At 49.3% G+C, this 17,736-nt stretch carries 15 protein-coding genes; 13 read left to right on the top strand and 2 right to left on the bottom strand.

What is annotated here, in order from left to right:
* Window positions 1-6: 6 nt before the first annotated feature.
* The 8 genes from L3D05_RS12415 to L3D05_RS12380 all read left to right on the top strand — a co-directional run bounded on the left by L3D05_RS12415 (window position 7) and on the right by L3D05_RS12380 (window position 10,367).
* Entirely contained in the window at window positions 7-1,314 is a 1,308-nt protein-coding gene (locus L3D05_RS12415) for an AAA family ATPase (protein ID WP_239616365.1), read from the top strand.
* A 184-nt stretch (window positions 1,315-1,498) separates the two neighbouring features.
* A complete protein-coding gene (locus L3D05_RS12410; RefSeq protein ID WP_239616364.1) occupies window positions 1,499-3,253 on the top strand; it encodes a methyl-accepting chemotaxis protein in 1,755 nt (584 codons plus the stop codon).
* Between the two features lie 29 nt (window positions 3,254-3,282).
* Entirely contained in the window at window positions 3,283-4,044 is a 762-nt protein-coding gene (locus L3D05_RS12405) for a hypothetical protein (protein WP_239616363.1), read from the top strand.
* Window positions 4,045-4,107: 63 nt separating this feature from the next.
* Entirely contained in the window at window positions 4,108-4,959 is an 852-nt protein-coding gene (locus L3D05_RS12400; RefSeq protein WP_239616362.1) for a hypothetical protein, read from the top strand.
* A 590-nt stretch (window positions 4,960-5,549) separates the two neighbouring features.
* Window positions 5,550-6,290 (top strand): Bax inhibitor-1/YccA family protein, encoded by a 741-nt coding sequence (locus tag L3D05_RS12395; RefSeq protein ID WP_239616361.1) that lies wholly within the window; start codon window positions 5,550-5,552, stop codon window positions 6,288-6,290.
* Between the two features lie 229 nt (window positions 6,291-6,519).
* The gene (locus L3D05_RS12390) at window positions 6,520-8,340 is read left to right on the top strand and encodes a sensor histidine kinase (RefSeq protein ID WP_239616360.1); all 1,821 of its coding nucleotides are present in this window, start codon (window positions 6,520-6,522) and stop codon (window positions 8,338-8,340) included.
* Window positions 8,321-9,472, top strand: coding sequence for a response regulator (locus L3D05_RS12385; RefSeq protein WP_239616359.1), 1,152 nt, complete (start codon window positions 8,321-8,323; stop codon window positions 9,470-9,472). The genes L3D05_RS12390 and L3D05_RS12385 overlap by 20 nt, the downstream gene beginning before the upstream one ends.
* A 37-nt stretch (window positions 9,473-9,509) precedes the next feature.
* Window positions 9,510-10,367, top strand: a complete 858-nt coding sequence (locus tag L3D05_RS12380; protein WP_239616358.1) for an NAD-dependent epimerase/dehydratase family protein — start codon at window positions 9,510-9,512, stop codon at window positions 10,365-10,367.
* Window positions 10,368-10,420: 53 nt separating this feature from the next.
* Here the strand turns inward: L3D05_RS12380 and L3D05_RS12375 are convergent, their stop codons facing one another.
* Both L3D05_RS12375 and L3D05_RS12370 read right to left on the bottom strand, forming a co-directional pair.
* A complete protein-coding gene (locus tag L3D05_RS12375) occupies window positions 10,421-10,909 on the bottom strand; it encodes an SHOCT domain-containing protein (RefSeq protein ID WP_239616357.1) in 489 nt (162 codons plus the stop codon).
* A 30-nt stretch (window positions 10,910-10,939) separates the two neighbouring features.
* Entirely contained in the window at window positions 10,940-11,389 is a 450-nt protein-coding gene (locus L3D05_RS12370) for an SHOCT domain-containing protein (RefSeq protein ID WP_239616356.1), read from the bottom strand.
* A 156-nt stretch (window positions 11,390-11,545) separates the two neighbouring features.
* Here L3D05_RS12370 and L3D05_RS12365 point away from each other — a divergent pair, with 156 nt between their 5' ends.
* The 5 genes from L3D05_RS12365 (at window position 11,546) to L3D05_RS12345 (ending at window position 17,727) form a co-directional block, all read left to right on the top strand.
* Window positions 11,546-13,417, top strand: coding sequence for a 3-oxoacyl-[acyl-carrier-protein] synthase III C-terminal domain-containing protein (locus L3D05_RS12365; protein ID WP_239616355.1), 1,872 nt, complete (start codon window positions 11,546-11,548; stop codon window positions 13,415-13,417).
* Entirely contained in the window at window positions 13,414-14,304 is an 891-nt protein-coding gene (locus L3D05_RS12360) for a DUF6999 family protein (protein WP_239616354.1), read from the top strand. The genes L3D05_RS12365 and L3D05_RS12360 overlap by 4 nt, the downstream gene beginning before the upstream one ends.
* A 209-nt stretch (window positions 14,305-14,513) precedes the next feature.
* Entirely contained in the window at window positions 14,514-14,714 is a 201-nt protein-coding gene (locus L3D05_RS12355) for a cold-shock protein (RefSeq protein WP_239616353.1), read from the top strand.
* A 95-nt stretch (window positions 14,715-14,809) separates the two neighbouring features.
* Window positions 14,810-15,022 carry a cold-shock protein gene (locus L3D05_RS12350; RefSeq protein WP_239616352.1) on the top strand — a complete coding sequence of 71 codons (213 nt, stop codon included), beginning with the start codon at window positions 14,810-14,812 and terminating at the stop codon, window positions 15,020-15,022.
* Window positions 15,023-15,201: 179 nt separating this feature from the next.
* Window positions 15,202-17,727 (top strand): type II secretion system protein GspG, encoded by a 2,526-nt coding sequence (locus tag L3D05_RS12345; protein ID WP_239616351.1) that lies wholly within the window; start codon window positions 15,202-15,204, stop codon window positions 17,725-17,727.
* Window positions 17,728-17,736: the final 9 nt, after the last annotated feature.

The following is a 17,736-nucleotide window of genomic DNA, read 5'->3' as shown; positions in this document are numbered from 1 at the left end:
ATTAAAATGAAAATAACATTTAAAACCACAGACCCGAAGTTCTTCGTACGGGCCGACAATGCCGAAGGTCACTCGCCGGATCCGCGCAGTTATTTCAACTATATTGCCACGGTTCAGGCTATCGTCGATTATTTGAAGGATCGTTTCGGAACCGAGTTTCGTCTCTACGAACAAGATGACGGCAATGAAATATGGAATGGACTGGAGGAAGATGTTAATCACGAGTATGAGGGGGTGGAGCATGCGGCCAGCATATATGACATGGTCGAAACGAGGGCGTTCGCCTACACGGCCGACCATGGACAGAACCGCGAGAGCTATGCAGTTCGGCCCGCCATTCGCAATAATTTGTTCATCTATTCGAAGCATCGTGTTGCCATGGCAAGAATTCCGAAAGTGGCGCAGCATGGCCTCAGCTACGAGGATCTTATTTTCAGCGAATCAGACGGCGATCTCGTTCTGTTTCTAGAAGACATGCGTTCGCGGCAGCTTGCGGATCGGAAGATCCTCGTCTTCACGGATACCCGGGACGGGCTGGAGCAATCACGAGAGTTGGCGACAAGCCCTGTCGCTCGGGCCGAGGTATTCATGGATGTGGAGCTCAAGACGCAAATTTACAGATCCATTGACGAATTTTTCTCCAAGGATCGATCCTTTTTCCAAACGTACGGCATTCCTTACAAAAGAGGGATCTTGCTGTACGGAAAGCCGGGTAACGGCAAGACGACGTTAGTCAAATCCATCTCGGGTTCGGTCGGGGCGCCTGTCGCTTACTGGCAGATCACTGAGTTTACCAACAGCGAGTCGATCCAAGAGGTGTTCGCCGCCGCCAATCAAAGGGCGCCTATGGTGCTAGTTATCGAGGATATCGATTCCATGCCTGCCTCCTGCCGTTCTTATTTCCTGAACACGCTGGATGGGGCAACGTCGAAGGAAGGCATATACCTCATTGGGACGACGAACTATCCGGAGAAAATAGACCCTGCGCTCATGAACCGGGCAGGCAGATTCGACCGGGCTTATGAGGTGAAGTTGCCGAATGAAGAGATTCGCCATTCCTATCTAGTTCACAAAGGAATGAATCGCCTCGTAGACGAGGAATCGGTCGCTCAGGCTGCGCAAGGAACGGAAGGTTTCACGCTCGCCCAATTGAGCGAATTGTATGTTTCCGCCGCTTTGCAGCTGCATTACGACAATGATGTAAATCTTAGACAGCTGATTGCCGAGATGAAATCGGACTACGCCAAAGGACGCAGCCGCGACTGGATGACGGACGGACAGCCTCGTAGGCTCGGATTCACGCAATCAGAATAGAATCACAAGTAAACGGCATTGTGGCGGAAGTGAGTCCGACGTGTCATCCCAAGGTTCTCTTTTTTAAACATGCCGAAAAATCTTGAAGGAGAACGCGCGAACATTGTCGAATCAAATAGTAAAAAAAGGGAAGTAAGTTGCACAATATTAGGCAAACCACTTCCGAAGGGGATTCGACATCATCATGTCTAGACTTAGAAGCCGCTTGGTATTCAAGCTATCGGTTATTATTCTGGCGATACTTATTATCCTGTCTACTACTTTAATATATATGCAAATACAGAACACCAAGAAAGCCAGCGAAGAAGCGATAGGCCAGTTCAGTATCCATACGGCGGAGGCTTATGCTGGTCAGTTTGATTTGAAATCCTATGAAACTTACTTGCAAGATGTCCAAGAGAACGATCTCTATTGGAGTATTCGGGAAGAGCTGAATCGTTATCGCTTACAGATCGGTGCGGTGTATGTGTATACGGTACAAATTGACGACCAAGGGCAGCCCATCATCCTGATCGATGGTCAGCCGAAAGGATCGGATTCGGCGTCTCCGATCGGTGAAGTGACCGATATGCCGAAGGATGCGGTTGAAGCGATTATGAACGGGGAGTCTGCCAAGTCAGGAATCATTAAGAATCCGGAGTATGGCGATTATATCTCGTCTTATGTCCCCCTTCGCGATTCGGCTGGAGCAATCATCGGGGCGCTAGGAATCGATACGGACGTATCCGTGTCGAAGACGATCTATCGGGATGTCCTTAAACAAAGTACGCCGGTATTTGTCTTGATGGGGATATTAGTGTTATTTTTCTTCGTCTTGATCGTGTGGTTCATGTCTCGTGCACTGCGACCGTTAGGCATTATCGTTAAGGGAGCGGAAGCGATCGCTCGTGGAGATGTGGCGGAAGCCAAAGCTCATATGAGTACCAAGCAAGTACGCTCGAATGACGAAATCGGACAAGTGTATTCGGCCATGACCCGGATGAGCGAGAGACTGGGAGTTACGCTTGGGGATGTTGTTAAGGATATGACGGCAACGACGCACAATCTTGTTCAATCTACAGTTCAATTTAGCTCGGAGTCCGAGCAAATGGTCAGCTTAAACGTGAAGCTCGAACAATCGCTTACGGAATTGGCGGATGGAGCGCTGCATCAACGTCAAGGGGCGGAGGAAAGCGCCAATTCGATGGAGGAAATTACTCTAGCCATTCAGCGAGTGTCGGAAGCTTCTGCTAATGTGTTGATCGCTTCCCAGGAAGCGTTGGAAACCGCCGAGGAAGGCAAACAATCGATTCATAGTTTGAAAGATCAAGTAGCCACAATGTCGGATGTTGCTTCACAGACGACGAATTCCGTACAGCTTCTCAATACCTACATGAATGAGATTGGACCGGTTCTCCAATCGATTACGAGTATCGCCGACCAGACCAAGCTGCTGGCGCTGAATGCCTCCATCGAGGCTGCAAGAGCAGGAGAGCAAGGAGCGGGCTTCGCAGTCGTAGCCGGGGAAGTGCGTAAGCTGGCGGAAGCTTCCTCCGTGTCCGCGCAGCACATAACGTCCCTGCTTCAACAAATCCAACAAGAATCGGCCCATATTGGCGAGAGGATGTTGGCGGGAAGCGAAGAGATGAGCAAAGGGACGGAGCTATCCAAACAAGCCGAGTTGCTGTTCAACCATACGATTGAACGGTTCATTATCGTGAACAATCAGATTCAGGAAATATCGGCTGGCGCGGAGGAAGTTCTAGCCGGTTCCGAGGAAGTTGCCGCATCGGTAGAGCAAATCTCTCAGATTTCCATACAGGCTGCGGAGAATACGGCAACCATTCAGAAGATGTCGGCAGATCAATTAGAAGCTGCGCAACGTATTGCGGATACGACGGAGCTGCTTAAGCAGAGAAGCGCCGGTTTGGAAGCTGCGGTTGAGAAGTTTAAGCTGTAATTGCAGCGTTGCGTAAGGAGGTTGTTGTAGTGGACACAGTATCTCTCGGAGAGATATATGAAGACGCATTTAGCCATAGCCAAGGTTTTCACAAAGAAAAGGCCAAGGCAGCTAGCGACGCTGTCTTGGCCTGCTTTTTACAACATGCTCCTGAAGCAAGGGAACTGTACGAGGATGTCTCCCGAAACGTCATTCAATACGGGAAAATACTAAATTGGGAAGTCAGCTTGACCAACGATGTTAAGTACACGGCATTTACGAGTGAATACATTAAAGACGTTACGATTAAAGTAAAACCAAATGTAAATCTTGCCGAGATGAATTCCATTGTTATTCACGAACTCGGAGAAGCCGATTATATCGCTCGCGGTCTGCCCGATATTATAGATCACTGGGATCGGGAGAATATAGGCGGGAGGTTAATCGAATTATTTAGTCATCCGCATGTCCTATCTTTAACCAAGGCGTATCGATTAGATCCTATAGAACAAGCCATGAGAATTTCTAGGGCTACTACGTGGATAACGCATGGCTACGTTAACGAATATCGTTACAAGTGGTCGATTGTTTTGATGCTGTCATGGGCTATCGTGTCGTTTCCCTCCCTTCTTCCTATTAGAGAAGAGCTTGACGGGTATCCGCAAAATAAAGAGTACGTGGATCGAATAGTTAGCATCTGCCAAGCCGCGGATACAATGGGATCTAAGCATGAGGTCGAAATTGCCATGCAAGAAGTGATTCGAATCCTGGAGTCATTAGGAATGAAAGGCATTGAGATGAAGAGTAGATAGGCTTTTTGGCTAAAATAAAGTGATTTGGATTAAATATGAAATCAACTTGGAGGAGAACCAAATATGAGAATTAATCCCAATGCAACGATACCCAATCTATATACTGCATCAGAGACTCCTAATTCTCCTAAACTGGAAAGCGGCAACCTATCGCAATTCCTTCAACACGATACCGTGGATCTTAGCAGTGTAGCTGCCCGTGAACTGCCAAGCGGGGTTATCGAGCATAAAGCTGCGCAAATGTACTTCAATGAAGATATCAAAGCTTCTTTAGACAAGGTACTTGCCGGGAAGGCTCCGGAAGTCGTTGAAGCGGTAAATCGTCTAATCGAATCCAATTTGTTTGCTGCCAACGTAGACTATAGTGCCGAGGAACGCTCTTCCTTAATAGAAACAGGCTTATCTCAAGCGAAATTTCTGGCGGATCATTATATGCAACCCGAAGAAGGGTCTGAATTCTTGGATACGATCAACTTGTTGGCGGCGGTTGCCACTACTCGAAAGGCTGACCCGGAGACAGGCAATGTAACCTACGTGGAATTACCCCAGAGACCTCGCGGAGCGCCGGATGATTATGTTAACGCAGGGGCATTAATGCAAAAGTATGATCCTGAAGCGTACGCGAAATTAAAAGAGGTTATCGCCAGCGGAGGAAATACAGGAAGCATACTCATTCAATTTGCCCAGAAGCTGCAGAAAAATCCGGATTGGGCGAAGGCTTACCGCGATAATCAAGATAAGGTAATGACGGGATTGCGCATAACGAAAATAGATAATCGATTTGAAAGCGTAAACGCAAATAACGTAAATGATTTCGTAGAATCGATGAAAACCCAAATTGCTCAGTCGTCTTTATCGAACAAGGATCTTATCTTGAACAATACATTGGCTTTCGCCCGTACGCTGGGAATGTAGCCAACTAAGGCCAAGGGAAGTCCCAAGGTAAATCGAATCGCTAAGCCTATATACCTCGTAGCAAAGGCGCCTGTAAAGGCGCCTTTTTCTTTGCGTGTTCGATCGCATTCTCGTTTGATTCAAGTAGCAGAAATTGGTTTAACCACGTAACCTATCAGAAAAAGGACGCAAGTTAATCGACAAAACCGACTAATTCCACCACGGTAATCATTCTCAGAGCGAGATAGTCGACAAAACCGACTAATTCCACCTCGATGCTCCTTCTCGGACGCAAGATAGTCGACAAAACCGACTAATTCCACCTCGGTAATCCTTCTCGGAGCGAGATAGTCGACAAACCGACTGATAGGGCTACATGTCCCGCATCTATTCGCGCACGAACGGCGACGACGGATCGACGATGCTGTATTTGAACATTGGGGAAGAGAATTATATAGGTTTAATAGCATAGAATATTTACGGGACGAGATGATTAACAAGCTGCTGTCCAGCCCCTTTTAATCAAACTCCACGCTCAAAAACAGGTCTTGTCTAACCCTTCATAACCCATGCTATAATTGGAATAAAATAACGGGCGAGGTGTTTCTCTGGTGATAGGTCGCAGCGGCAATCCCACATTGAATGACAACACGTTTGAACATACGAAGGGTTACGGTAGTACGGAGAGAATGACGATCGAAGGAACTGTGAACAAGGCGTTCATCATGCTCGCGATTCTGCTGGGCGGGGCATTCGTTACCTGGTCGATGTACTTCAACGGGCACAACGTTCTCCCGCTTGCGATCGGAGGAGGGATCTGCGGATTTGTCCTCGCCTTGATTATCAGCTTTAAGCCGACGGCTTCGCCTTATCTTGTGCCTCTCTATGCCGCGCTTGAGGGAATATTCCTGGGAGGAATATCGGCGAATTACGAATCGGCCTATCAGGGCATAACGTTGCAGGCGGCTTTGCTGACGATGTGCGTGTTTATCGCGTTGCTTCTTGCGTATAAAACAAGAATCATTAAGGCAACGGAAAATTTCAAGCTCGGAGTGTTCGCAGCGACGGCGGGAATCGCCTTGATTTATTTACTCAGCTTTATTTTAGGCATGTTCGGCGTCACGGTTCCTTATCTGCACGATAACAGCTTGATCGGCATCGGCATTTCGCTTGTCATCGTTATCGTCGCTGCCTTGAACCTCGTTCTTGATTTCGATTTTATCGAAAAGGGCGCAGAGCAAGGCGCTCCTAAACACATGGAATGGTATGGGGCATTCGGCTTGATGGTTACGTTGGTGTGGTTGTATCTGGAGATGCTTCGTCTTCTCTCGAAAATCGCGAGCCGGGATTAATCGTTAAGGTGCATAGCTTATAGGGAATCGACAGCCGGTGCCGTTAGGTGCCGGTTTTTTGATGCTTAATTATGATTTGTGCCATTAGATTTTAATTCCATTAAATGACTAAGAGAACCTATTAAACTCCCGTGCTCCCTATGCTTAATGCTATAATAAATTAAGATAATCTTAGTCCGATCCCTGAAGGATCGGTTACGCATCGATATGAGTAATGGAGGCCGCAGTCGTGGACACAAGACAATGGATGGCGATCATGCTGTTAATAGCGACGGCGCTTATGCTGTTCGTGGCGTTGCTATCTTACCGGAAACGCCAGCTTGATGTCGCGAGGACGATGATTCTTGTTATGCTGGCGGCGGCCTGTTATGCGCTGGGTTACGCTTTCGAGATTCTGAGCCCAAGCTTGCGGGGCGTTAAGCTGTCCCTTCAGCTCCAATACTTGGGCATACCGTTCGTCACGTCGTTATGGCTTCTTCTGATCATACAGTTTACCGGCGGGACGGCGCGATTGCGAAGTCGTCTTACCGTCATCTTGTTCGTCATCCCCACTCTGACCTTCATCCTCCAACTCACGAACGATTGGCATCATCTCGTCTATTCGGAATACATTCTAAGCGCGGATTCTTCGGCTTCTTCCTATACGACCGTCAAAGGCCCATGGTATAAAGTGCATGCGATTTACAACTATTTTATTTTAGCTTGCGGCATGTGGGCGATTATACCGATGTACTGGCGAATGCTGCCCCAAGTGAGGAAGCAGGCCGTTGTTCTTATCCTGGGAGCGGCTGCACCGGCATTCTTTAACGTCATCTACGTATTCGTGCAAGATATCGATTTTACTCCGTTCGGTTTCGCCGTATCGGGCATCGTCTACTTGTGGGGCATCTTCCGGTTCAATCTGCTTCGGTTAACGCCGCTTGCGTTGGCTAAAGTGTTCGATACGATTCGGGACGGAGTCGTCTTGCTGGATCATGAGGATCAGATCGTCAGTTATAATGTCGCGGCTGTTGAAGTATTTCCGAAACTGACCGCTTACCCGAGCTATCCCGTGCCCGGTAACGGCATCTTGTCGGAAATTCCCGGTTTGATGGAACGGATCGCCGCGGCGGATGGCCGGGATGAACGCTTCTCCTTGCAGTCAGATCAAGAAAGCCAGAACAAGCATTATATTTGCAGTCTTTCTTATATTCACGATACCGGCAATCATTCGATCGGTAAAATGTTAATGTTCAACGATATTACGGAGCTTATGGAGAATGAGACGCGCTTGCGCGAGACTGCCCGGCAGATGTCCCAATTGAACGCGTTCAAGGACAAGCTGTTCACCGTCGTGGCTCACGATATCCGCGATCCGATCGCGCATCTGGTCAGCTTGACCGAGCTGCTGGGCGAGGAGCCCGCGGACTCCGATATCCTCCATGCGGAAGTGTTCCGGGAGATTAAGGGACAAGTGCGCAGTACGTTCCATCTCGTCGACAACCTGCTCGACTGGTATCGCAGCCAGAACGGGGAAGTTTCTTTCCGCCCGTTGGAGTGGAACTTGCAACAAGTTGTCCGGCAGGCGTTGTCCCTAGCCGGGACGAGAGCCGGCATGAAACGCATTCGGATGACGGAGCGGGTCGACGAGACGTTGACGGTGGTCGCCGACAAGGAGATGCTCGATCTGATCCTTCGCAACCTGCTATCGAACGCGATCAAGTTCACCGGAATCGGCGGAGCGATCGAGATCGAAGCCGCCTTGGAGGGCAATTTGGTCAAAGTTTACGTAAGGGACAATGGGGCGGGAATCGACGAAGAGACGTCCAAGCTGCTGCGGCAGGAACAATTATTTTTCAAGGAACCGGGCGTGGAGAACGAAGGGGGCGAGATGAGATTCGGTCTCGTGCTAACCCGCGAATTTCTTCGCATCCACGGAGGGAGCCTCTGGTTTGACAGCGTACCCGGGAAAGGGACGACATTCGTGTTCACTTTGCCCGGATCGGAGAGTAGCGAGATGTTGATGAAAAGGGAAGCGGCGGTGGGAATCCATGAAGGTCATCTTAGTTGACGATGAACCCGTGATGCATCTGATTATGCGGAAAATGCTGGTCAAGCTTCCCGAGGTGCAGGTCGCGGGCGCTTTCACGGACACGCGGTCCGCGGCCGCGTTCCTGAACGAGAACGCCGATATCGGGCTGGCATTCGTGGATATTTCCATGCAGGGCGAGAGCGGGCTCGCGTTCGCGGCGGAGATGGAGCAAGCGGGTTGCCGGGCGCAGATCGTATTCGTTACTTCGCACAAGCAATATGCTTTACAGGCGTTCGAGCTGTCCGTGGTGGATTACTTGGTTAAGCCGGTGTCTCAAGAGCGCCTAGAACGAACGGTTAACCGCATATTAGCAGGTCGGGATTCCTTTCACGCGCGTCTGCGTGAGGACTCGGTTGCCAGTGGAGCGCGAGAGCTTGTCATTACGGCGTTAGGCGACTTCTCCATCCAGAACGAGTCGGGACGGGTGAAATGGATATCCAGCAAAAGCGCCGAGCTGTTTGCCTATCTTTTGCTGTATCGAGGGAAGCGGGTTGCCCGTTCCCGCTTGATCACGGATATTTTCGGTGGGATGACCCGGGATAACGCGGAGAAATATTTGAACACGACCGTCTACCAGCTGCGCAAGTCATTGGAGCCGTTCGGCATGCGGGAGACCGTACGTTCGGAGAATGACGGTTACGTTCTGGAGCTGGGCCACGCGGTCATCGATTACGAATCGTTCGAACAACAGGCGAGTCAACCGGTTAGCATAGAGCCCGGCAATGTGGAAAGGCTGCTGCATGTGGAAAGACTCTATACGGGCGACCTATTCGGTAGCAAAGCTTATGTGTGGGCAATCCATGAGACGGAGCGCTTGACCGAGCTGTATGCTTCTTTCGTAACAAGGCTGTCCGAGGTACTTCTCTCGCAACGCAATACAACCGCCGCCCACAAGCTGCTTGCTAAGCTTCACGTTCGTAATCCGCTGGACGAAATGGTCGTTCGCCTGCTGATGAAGATCCATGCGCAAGAGGGCAACAAAAAAGCGCTGAACGCTCAATACACCGATTATGTGAAGCTGCTAAGCAGGGAGCTCGGCATTCGTCCGTCGAAGGAGCTGCTTCTCATGTACGACTCTTTGGTGAGCAGTCTTATAGACAGCAAAAAATAAAGGAACTCTTGTTATTCATAAGGGAGGTTTATGAACAATGAAGATCGTCGTCGCGGGGGCGAGCGGAGTCATCGGGCAAGCGCTTATTCCGTTGTTGGTTAAAGCCGGACACGAAGTGATCGGATTCACTCGACATTCGAATCATGCTTCCGAGCTAAGGAGCATGGGGGTAGAGCCGGCTATCGTGGACGTGTTTGACCGCGAAGGCGTATTTGCCGCAATCCGCCAAGCGAAGCCGGCTATCGTGATGCATCAGCTTACATCGTTGAAGGATAGAAATTTCGCCGACAATGCCCGAATCCGCAAGGAGGCTACCCGTCATTTGGTAGAAGCGTCTCTGGACGCCGGGGTGCGCAAAATGATCGTGCAAAGCATTTCTTGGGTCTATTCGCCTGGAGAAGGGCCGGCTACGGAAAATATCCCGCTTGATCTGGAGGCGCCTCAGCCGAGGCAAGCTACGGTTGAAAGCGTCTATGCGATGGAAAACGCCGCTGCCGAGATGCCGGAGCATGTGATTCTTCGCTACGGTTTGTTCTATGGAGCGGGCACCTGGTATGCTCCGGACGGTTTCATGGCGGAGCAGGTGCGGCAGCGGCAATTGCCTGCCACGGAAGGCGTTACGTCCTTCGTGCATGTCGATGATGCCGCCGAAGCCGCAGCTCAAGCGCTCTATTGGCCGACAGGTTCCTATAACATCGTCGATCATGAACCGGCGGCCGGAACCGAGTGGCTTCCCGTCTACGCGGAGGCTATTGGCGCACCGCTTCCCATAACGGAACGGAGAAGCGGAAGAGGAGAGCGGGGCGCGTTAAACGCCAAAGCGCTGCAACAAGGCTGGAATCCGAGATACGGCTCTTGGAGAGAGGGATTCCGCCTAGCGCTCGGCAATACGTGAAAAAACCGACCTACTTAGGTCGGTTTTTTCACGCATTCATGCTGTTGCTAGGCTTATCCATTCATTAGCTTTCTCTTCAATTGTTCGAACTCGTCGGAGCTCAGTATGCCCGCATCGCGTAGCTCCGCGGCTTTTCTGAGCTCTTCGATCACGTTAGCGGCAGAAGAAGAGGAAGAAGAAGGAGTTGCCGAAGGTGTGGCAGGTTCGTCGGGAATGATTGCGGACTTATAATGATCGATAAGGTTCTTCGCGACTACCATGTTGTTATAGCTTGTTTTCGAGACGACAACAAGAGCGTTAGTATTGGCATATACTTGTTGGAGGCTGTCCATCGGATGGTCGAAGTAATCGCCCCTAATCTTGAACGAGATATAACCATGGCGATTGAAATAGAAGGACGGAGTCTTCTTAAGCTCGAAAGATTCAATCTCTTTCAATGGAATGACGGTGTCGGGTTTTCGATAAATTTTACTGAACTTGAGAGTGACTTTCTCCTCGTCCACGATTAAAACTCCATTATCCGCTTTGAACTCTTGAGTCATCCATTTTCTCCTCCTCTGGAATGATAACGATTAGCCCAATAATCTTCTTTTTAACTCTTCGAATTCTTCGTTAGTCAGGATGCCCGCGTTACGAAGCTCGGCAGCTTTCTTAAGCTCGTCGACGATGGAGACGGATGCCGCGGCAGGCGCTGCCGTCGATGGAGCGGGCGAAGCCGGGGCTGCGGCGGCGCTTTGCGCTGCGAAGAGATGATGTTCGATTAGCTGTTTGACGCGTTGCATATTGAGATACTGATTGTCGCTGGCGATGACGATTTTATTGTCGCTATCGGCACCAGGATACAGGAATTCGATATAGCCGGGATCGAAAAAGGTCGGTTTCTTAATCTCGATGCCCGTAATGTTTCTTAAAAATATTTCTTTTAAAGCTTTTTCGTTGGATGCGAACCGATTGAATTTAATCGTTACTTTGAAAGGCTCTACCATAATTAGGCCATCGTGTCCTTTGAATTCTTCGCTCATTGCGAACAGACCTCCCAACGGTAATATTCTGCTATGGGTTATTTTACCACATTAACTAAGGGCGGTGTAGGTACTACAAATAGTTAGTACTATGCGAGAACCTTCGCAACGAGGATGATTAGGTTAACCTATCCACTATTTCCTGCGAGGTGCCTTATGAATCCTGTCTATATCACAAGCATTGGAAAATTCCTGCCCGGCTCGCCGATCGGCAATGACAAAATGGAAGATTACTTAGGCAGAGTAGGCGGCAAAGGTTCGAAGTCGAAACGTCGCATACTCGAGCAAAATCAAATTCGCTATCGCCACTACGCTATGGATAAAGATCAGACCAGCCAGTATACGAACGCGGAGATGGCCTCTCTCGCCATTCATGACGCGCTGGAACGGAACGCCGAAGCTCTTCAAGACCGAATTGGTTTTCTTGCCGCAGCCACGACGCAAGGCGATCTGCTCGTACCCGGATTCGCCAGCATGGTCCATGCCGAAACCAAGCTTCCCGTCATGGAAATCGCAACTCATCACGGCGTCTGCGCTAGCGGAATGCATGCGCTTAAGAATGCCTACTTACACGTTCAATCCGGCGAGCATGGGACTGCTGTCTCCTGCGCCAGCGAGTTTCCAAGCCGCGCCTTCAAGCATACGCGCTTCGAAGCGCAAGCCTCTTATGCGGATAGCCCGGTGCCCTTCGACACCGATTTTCTCCGCTTCATGCTGTCGGATGGGGCAGGTGCGGCGGTGCTGTGCAATAAGCCTTCAACGAAAGGGCTATCGCTGCGAATCGAATGGATCGACAACCAATCCTACGCGAACAAATACGACGTGTGTATGTATGCGGGAATCAATAAGGATAACGCACGTCACGGTTCATGGCTCGATTATCCATCGATCCAAGAGGCGGCAGATGACGGGGCGGTTAACCTTAAGCAAGACATTCGGCTCGTGAACGAAATGCCGAAGGTCGGGGTGAATCGATTCTTCGAACTCGTAGAGGGCGGAAAGATTAATCCCGCGGCGATTGATAGGATGGTATGCCATTACTCTTCTCACTTTTTCCGCGACGAAATCTTTCGGCTATTGCAGCTTGGCGGTCTGACGATCCCCGAGGAGAAGTGGTTCACGAATTTGTACACGAAGGGGAATACGGGCGCGGCTTCGATCTACATCATGCTGGAGGAGTTGCTGAATACGGGACATCTGTCTCCGGGAGAACAAGTGCTGTGCATGGTGCCGGAAAGCGGCAGGTTCCAAACTTCCTATATGTTGCTGACCGTCGTCGGCTCATCGCCTTCCAAACAAGATATCGCTCGCTCGTTCGAAGAGCGTCAACCGGAGGCGCCCCATCTCGAATATGATTCGTCGGATTCCGTGCAAGAGCAGCTTGTGCGGCAGCTCGTTCAAGTATGGATCGATTTCGAACAGAAACTCGCCCAAGTTCCGATTATTCATAAGCTATACCATAACAAATTCACGCTTGACGATTACAAGGCGCTTATGGAAAATATCCGGCAGCAAGTCATCGACGGTTCGCAGTGGATTGCCCGGGCGGCTTCGTATATCGCGATCGAGCATATCGAGCTTCGCTCCGCTTTTATTGCCCACGCGCGCGACGAGCACCGGGACTTCCAAATTCTAGAGAGGAATTACGTCGCCGTCGGAGGAGATCTGGCAACGATTCAATCCGGAGACAAAAACATCGGCAGCGAGGCGCTGTCCGCCTATTTGTTCCAAAGGGCAAGTCGCGACAATCCGTACGATCTCATTGGAGCTATGTGGATTATCGAAGGACTAGGCTGCAGAATGGCGCGGTATTGGGGAGAGTTAATTCGCGATCAATTGGAGCTCAACGATGAGCAGGTCGAATTTCTGTTGTACCACAGCGATTCCGACGAGAAGCATTTCGAACGATTGGAGATGGTCGTTCAACATCCGATGCTTACGGCCGATGTGGCGGCGCGAATCGTCAAAACGGCCAAAACGACGGCGCGCTTGTATCTTCTTCAGTTAGAGGAGTTGGGTAACGTATGAGCGAAGCGGATTTCTTCAGAAACATGCCGCATGACAAGAATGATCCGAACCCGTTCTTGGCGATCTATCTGGACCAGAGCATTCCGTTTAACGAGGAGGCCAAAGCCGCTTACCTTAGGGATTGCTCGAGCAAGTCGCGGCAATTTCTGCTACCCGTGTTAAGGCCGTTCGCGCGTTTGATGATTATTGTGTTGCAGCTATACAAGATCGTAGTACCTAAAGCCTTTACTTCATCCAAGCTTCTGCATCGCGTGTTATATAGAGGAATGAGGATGTTCGTCAGCCCGAGTGCTAACTACATGATTCTAAGACATTTCTATCTTGGCTCGGAGGTGCTGCAATTTATTCGCGACAATGTGCCCGGAGTTCAAGTCGCGATGAATCCTTTGAAGCCGACGAACTTGGAGCCTGTGAAGGATGACCTATTTCTCATTCATGACCTGAATTTGTACAACTTCGTCATTAATCTCAACCGCGAGCTGCGGGAAAAGAATATCGAGGTAACTAAGCAGGATAAGCTCAATTTCGATGCGATCACCTCGACTCCGCTTCCGATCGAGGCGATGCCGAAGCGGTGGACCAATTTTCTTGACCTGACGACGGCGATCGAATGTTTTACGCCCGTCTACCAGATGTTCCTAACCGATAACGACTTCTGGCGTGCCACCAATTCACTCCAATTGGATGAAACGATCGGCATCTTGGCCTCCAAGATTATCGGTAGCAACGACCGGCTTGCTCTCATTAATAACAAACACCCGATGGTGCCGTTGACGACGTTAAAGGCAGGGTTTCGGCTAGTGCTTCACGGGCTGGCCACGGAACAGCTTCATGCCTTGCTTGTAGAGCTGAAGCATAAGCAGCGGGATTCGGATTCGTCTCCGTAATCCCGCTTTACCATCTTGCTTGCCGGGTAACACAAAGATTGGAATTGCTACTTGGGGACAGGTGTGGTATGATAAACACATTAAAGCAGTGACCTAATTCACATAACGTAGAGGGTTATTCTTTTAGGATTAATAACCTTGTACGCTATGTGAATTTTTTATTTCGTTAAATAAAAGGTCATGTAAATAAGAATAAGGTGGTTATCAGTATGGAAACAGGTACAGTGAAATGGTTTAACGCAGACAAAGGCTTTGGCTTTATCGAGGTTGAAGGCGGCAACGATGTATTCGTACACTTCAGCGCAATCGTCGGCGACGGCTACAAATCTTTGGACGAAGGCCAACGCGTAGAATTCAATATCACACAGGGCAATCGCGGTCCACAAGCCGAGAATGTCGTAAAACTGTAAATCAAGATTATCGCGCATTATGCCCCGAACATCTCGTTTGGGGCATTTTTGTTCGTTGGTCCGATCGTCGAGTCTATGGAGAAAGAGGGATGCAAATGTATTATTCTCGGAAAAAACCGCTTGAAGATATACCGAATGAATTAACCGCAATATGGGCTTGTTCGGATGAGAACTGCAAGGGATGGATGAGGGATAATTTCGCCTTTGCCATAGCTCCGGTATGCTCCTTATGTCAATCTCCAATGGTCAGAAGCGAGAGAATGCTGGCAGCGATTGTGAACACAAGTCCTAACCAACTCAAGAAGTGAACGGATTAGGTTTTTAATAACGGCATATTCAGGCATCTTCCCCGGCGTACTTGACGTCGGGCGAGGATGCCTTTTTTTATGATTGTAATTGTATGGAAAAATGACCTAGTATTATGATATGATACACTATGTATCTAGCTATTGTGATTTAAAAAAATCGTCTTGGAGGTCGTATTAATATGGAACTCACCAATAGTAAACGGCATCTCCTCACCGCGAGCTACATAGAAAAGAAATACACTGAGGAAGAGAAGCAAAAAATGGACGATCAACCTGGAGGCGGCATTCAAAAGGCGCATCTGTTGCATGCTCTGAATCTCACAATAGAGGACTTGTCTCGCCTTATTGAGCAAGTGCATCGAGAGCATTCGGACGGTCTAGAACATCTGGAGGAATTATTGAGAATCTCTAGAACGCTCATGTCCGAAGAGGATAAGTATTCCAATATGGATCTGGCTTCCAAGCTTGCCGAGATCCCGACGAGTGCGATCGTCCGGTTTGCTGAGCTTGCGCGTCCTCGTGACAGGAGCGATTCGATTCATGTCATTATCAAAGCTCTTGAAAGGCGCAGGGACATTCCCCCGGTTGGGAAATTGTATCTTGAGCGACTTGAAGTTTATCCGGTCGGAGAAGAGCGGGGCGAACTGATGTTTACCGTACCGCTCGCGCCATCCGAATCGGCAACCATCTCGCACAAGGAGTGGTCGACTTCTTCCCAAGAATTCCAAGAAATCGTCCAAGATTATTTCGAGAGTTATAGCGAGCGGGGCGTGGCGGAAAAAACGGACTCCTCAATGTCATCGGAAAATGAATCGCGCCATGCGAACACGCTAAATTTTGGCGCATCGGCCTCCTATAGCAATTTTGGGGTTAGCGTAACGACAAGCCTCGGCCTTACGAATACGGAAGAAGAACGAAAATCCGCCAAAGAATCCATGCAACGAAATCGCGAAGTTACGGAGAAGGCATCGGCAAGATCCAGGAAAGAGCACAAAGTAACGATGAAACTGGAAACGAAAAAAGGGGTGGAAGACAGTTCGTTTCGCACCGTCGCGAATCCGCATGCGGACAAAGCTTTGCGTATCGACTATTACCGATTCATGAGAAAATGGCGTACCGATTTGTTCCGCTATGGTCTGCGAATGACCTATGATATTACCATCCCTACGCCTGGTGCAAGAATATTCGCACGCTACATGCAGATAGCCGAATTGGACGTAGAGCTCCGCAAACCGTTTGTTTTTACGCTACAACCATCGGACTTGAAGGAGTCTAATTGGCAGAAAGAATCAGCAAGCGTAAATGCTACCTTATCGGCTCCACCTGAATGGATGATCGGACCCAAGTTATTGCCAATTCAAAGAATTGAATATATCCCTGAACCTGACGCACAAAAAACACTATATGGTCAAATAGAATTTGATGTACCCCCGGGCTATATCTTGCATAAAGCTTCGTTCGAAGCACAAGTAACGCCTTGGCCAGGAGCCCCGAATGGTCCCAAGTTCTACGTTTTAGACGACCAAGAGGTCCATCCTAATCTTTCTAAGGCACATCCAACCGTGTACAAGAGTACAGTTCCAAGACTGATCGGACAATCGGGACATCTGACGATTCCTTATCTATACGTTGGGATCAGCGTAGCTACGATTAGCTTAACTGTTACTTTTGAGAGAACGCATGCCCACTTTGCAAATTGGCAAATGGCCTCTTGGACAACGATTCGTGCTGCGGCGGAGGCGCGGTATCATGAAAGACTGGCGCGCTTTCAAGCCGAACGGGATAGATTATGGATCGAAATTTCCGGAAGAGATACTCTTTCTTTGCGCCGATTGGAACGGGAAGAGCTCTTGCGGTCTACGATGTTGTGGCTTGTGGGGCCGAGTTTCCCTCTTTCCACACAATCTGTCGATAATTGTATCGAGAAAGTATTTAACAATGAATTGCATTACTTTAAGGAAGGTTCCAATCAAATTTCACCGACGATGTATGGCGTGACGGATCTAGAAACGCTCGACGCGCTATCTTTCGGTGAGTTTGTAAAGTTCATACATCAAGCGGTCGAGTGGGAGAACCTACTCTACTTCCTGTTTCCTTATTTCTGGGGCAGCGAGAAAATCGGAAGAGAAAAATTATTTTTCGAGCATCAAGATCCGGAACACCAAAATTTTCTGCGTGCCGGGTACGCTCGAATCGTACTTACGATCCGTCCTGGATTCGAAGACGATTTCATGAGGCTTGTGGAGACCGGTAAGTTATCCGGGAAGTATAGCTCGCCCTACAGAGAAATATCGGAGATGGTCAAATCGCAAACGCTTACGAACTATTCCGGTATTCCGCCTGCCAACCCGGAAAAGCATGCGCGTCCTTTATTATATCCTCAGCAAAGAAAAACGTGGGCTATCATGGAAGAGGTCATTAAAGCCCTGGAAAATGAAAAAACAATAAACGGAAGCTATCCGCCGGACTTATCCGGTTTACCCGGGGCACCGTTCAAAGACGCATGGGGTAACGATCTGGTCTATAAGCTTCCGGGATCGGGAAACGAGTATGATCTGATATCCTACGGCGCTAACGGAGTGGAGGGTGGGGAAGACGTCAATGCAGACATTTCAGCCGCTGCCGGCGCTTCGCTAATAGCCAGTTGGTATGATTATACCCCGACAAGCGGGCTCGATATCGACGTGAAGTCCATACCTATCTGAACCATATGC

It is taken from the genome of Cohnella mopanensis (genome assembly GCF_022352055.1).
GTDB classification, from domain to species: domain Bacteria; phylum Bacillota; class Bacilli; order Paenibacillales; family Paenibacillaceae; genus Cohnella; species Cohnella mopanensis.
This window is presented reverse-complemented; position numbering and strand designations above follow the sequence as displayed.

Bases quoted from the DNA above. Each gene is read 5' to 3' on its own strand.
- L3D05_RS12360 (WP_239616354.1), top strand. From the start codon at position 13,414: ATGAGCGAAGCGGATTTCTTCAGAAACATGCCGCATGACAAGAATGAT.
- L3D05_RS12355 (WP_239616353.1), top strand. From the start codon at position 14,514: ATGGAAACAGGTACAGTGAAATGGTTTAACGCAGACAAAGGCTTTGGC.
- L3D05_RS12380 (WP_239616358.1), top strand. From the start codon at position 9,510: ATGAAGATCGTCGTCGCGGGGGCGAGCGGAGTCATCGGGCAAGCGCTT.
- L3D05_RS12400 (WP_239616362.1), top strand. From the start codon at position 4,108: ATGAGAATTAATCCCAATGCAACGATACCCAATCTATATACTGCATCA.
- L3D05_RS12375 (WP_239616357.1), bottom strand. From the start codon at position 10,909: ATGACTCAAGAGTTCAAAGCGGATAATGGAGTTTTAATCGTGGACGAG.
- L3D05_RS12385 (WP_239616359.1), top strand. From the start codon at position 8,321: ATGAAGGTCATCTTAGTTGACGATGAACCCGTGATGCATCTGATTATG.
- L3D05_RS12365 (WP_239616355.1), top strand. From the start codon at position 11,546: ATGAATCCTGTCTATATCACAAGCATTGGAAAATTCCTGCCCGGCTCG.
- L3D05_RS12350 (WP_239616352.1), top strand. From the start codon at position 14,810: ATGTATTATTCTCGGAAAAAACCGCTTGAAGATATACCGAATGAATTA.
- L3D05_RS12345 (WP_239616351.1), top strand. From the start codon at position 15,202: ATGGAACTCACCAATAGTAAACGGCATCTCCTCACCGCGAGCTACATA.
- L3D05_RS12415 (WP_239616365.1), top strand. From the start codon at position 7: ATGAAAATAACATTTAAAACCACAGACCCGAAGTTCTTCGTACGGGCC.
- L3D05_RS12410 (WP_239616364.1), top strand. From the start codon at position 1,499: ATGTCTAGACTTAGAAGCCGCTTGGTATTCAAGCTATCGGTTATTATT.
- L3D05_RS12370 (WP_239616356.1), bottom strand. From the start codon at position 11,389: ATGAGCGAAGAATTCAAAGGACACGATGGCCTAATTATGGTAGAGCCT.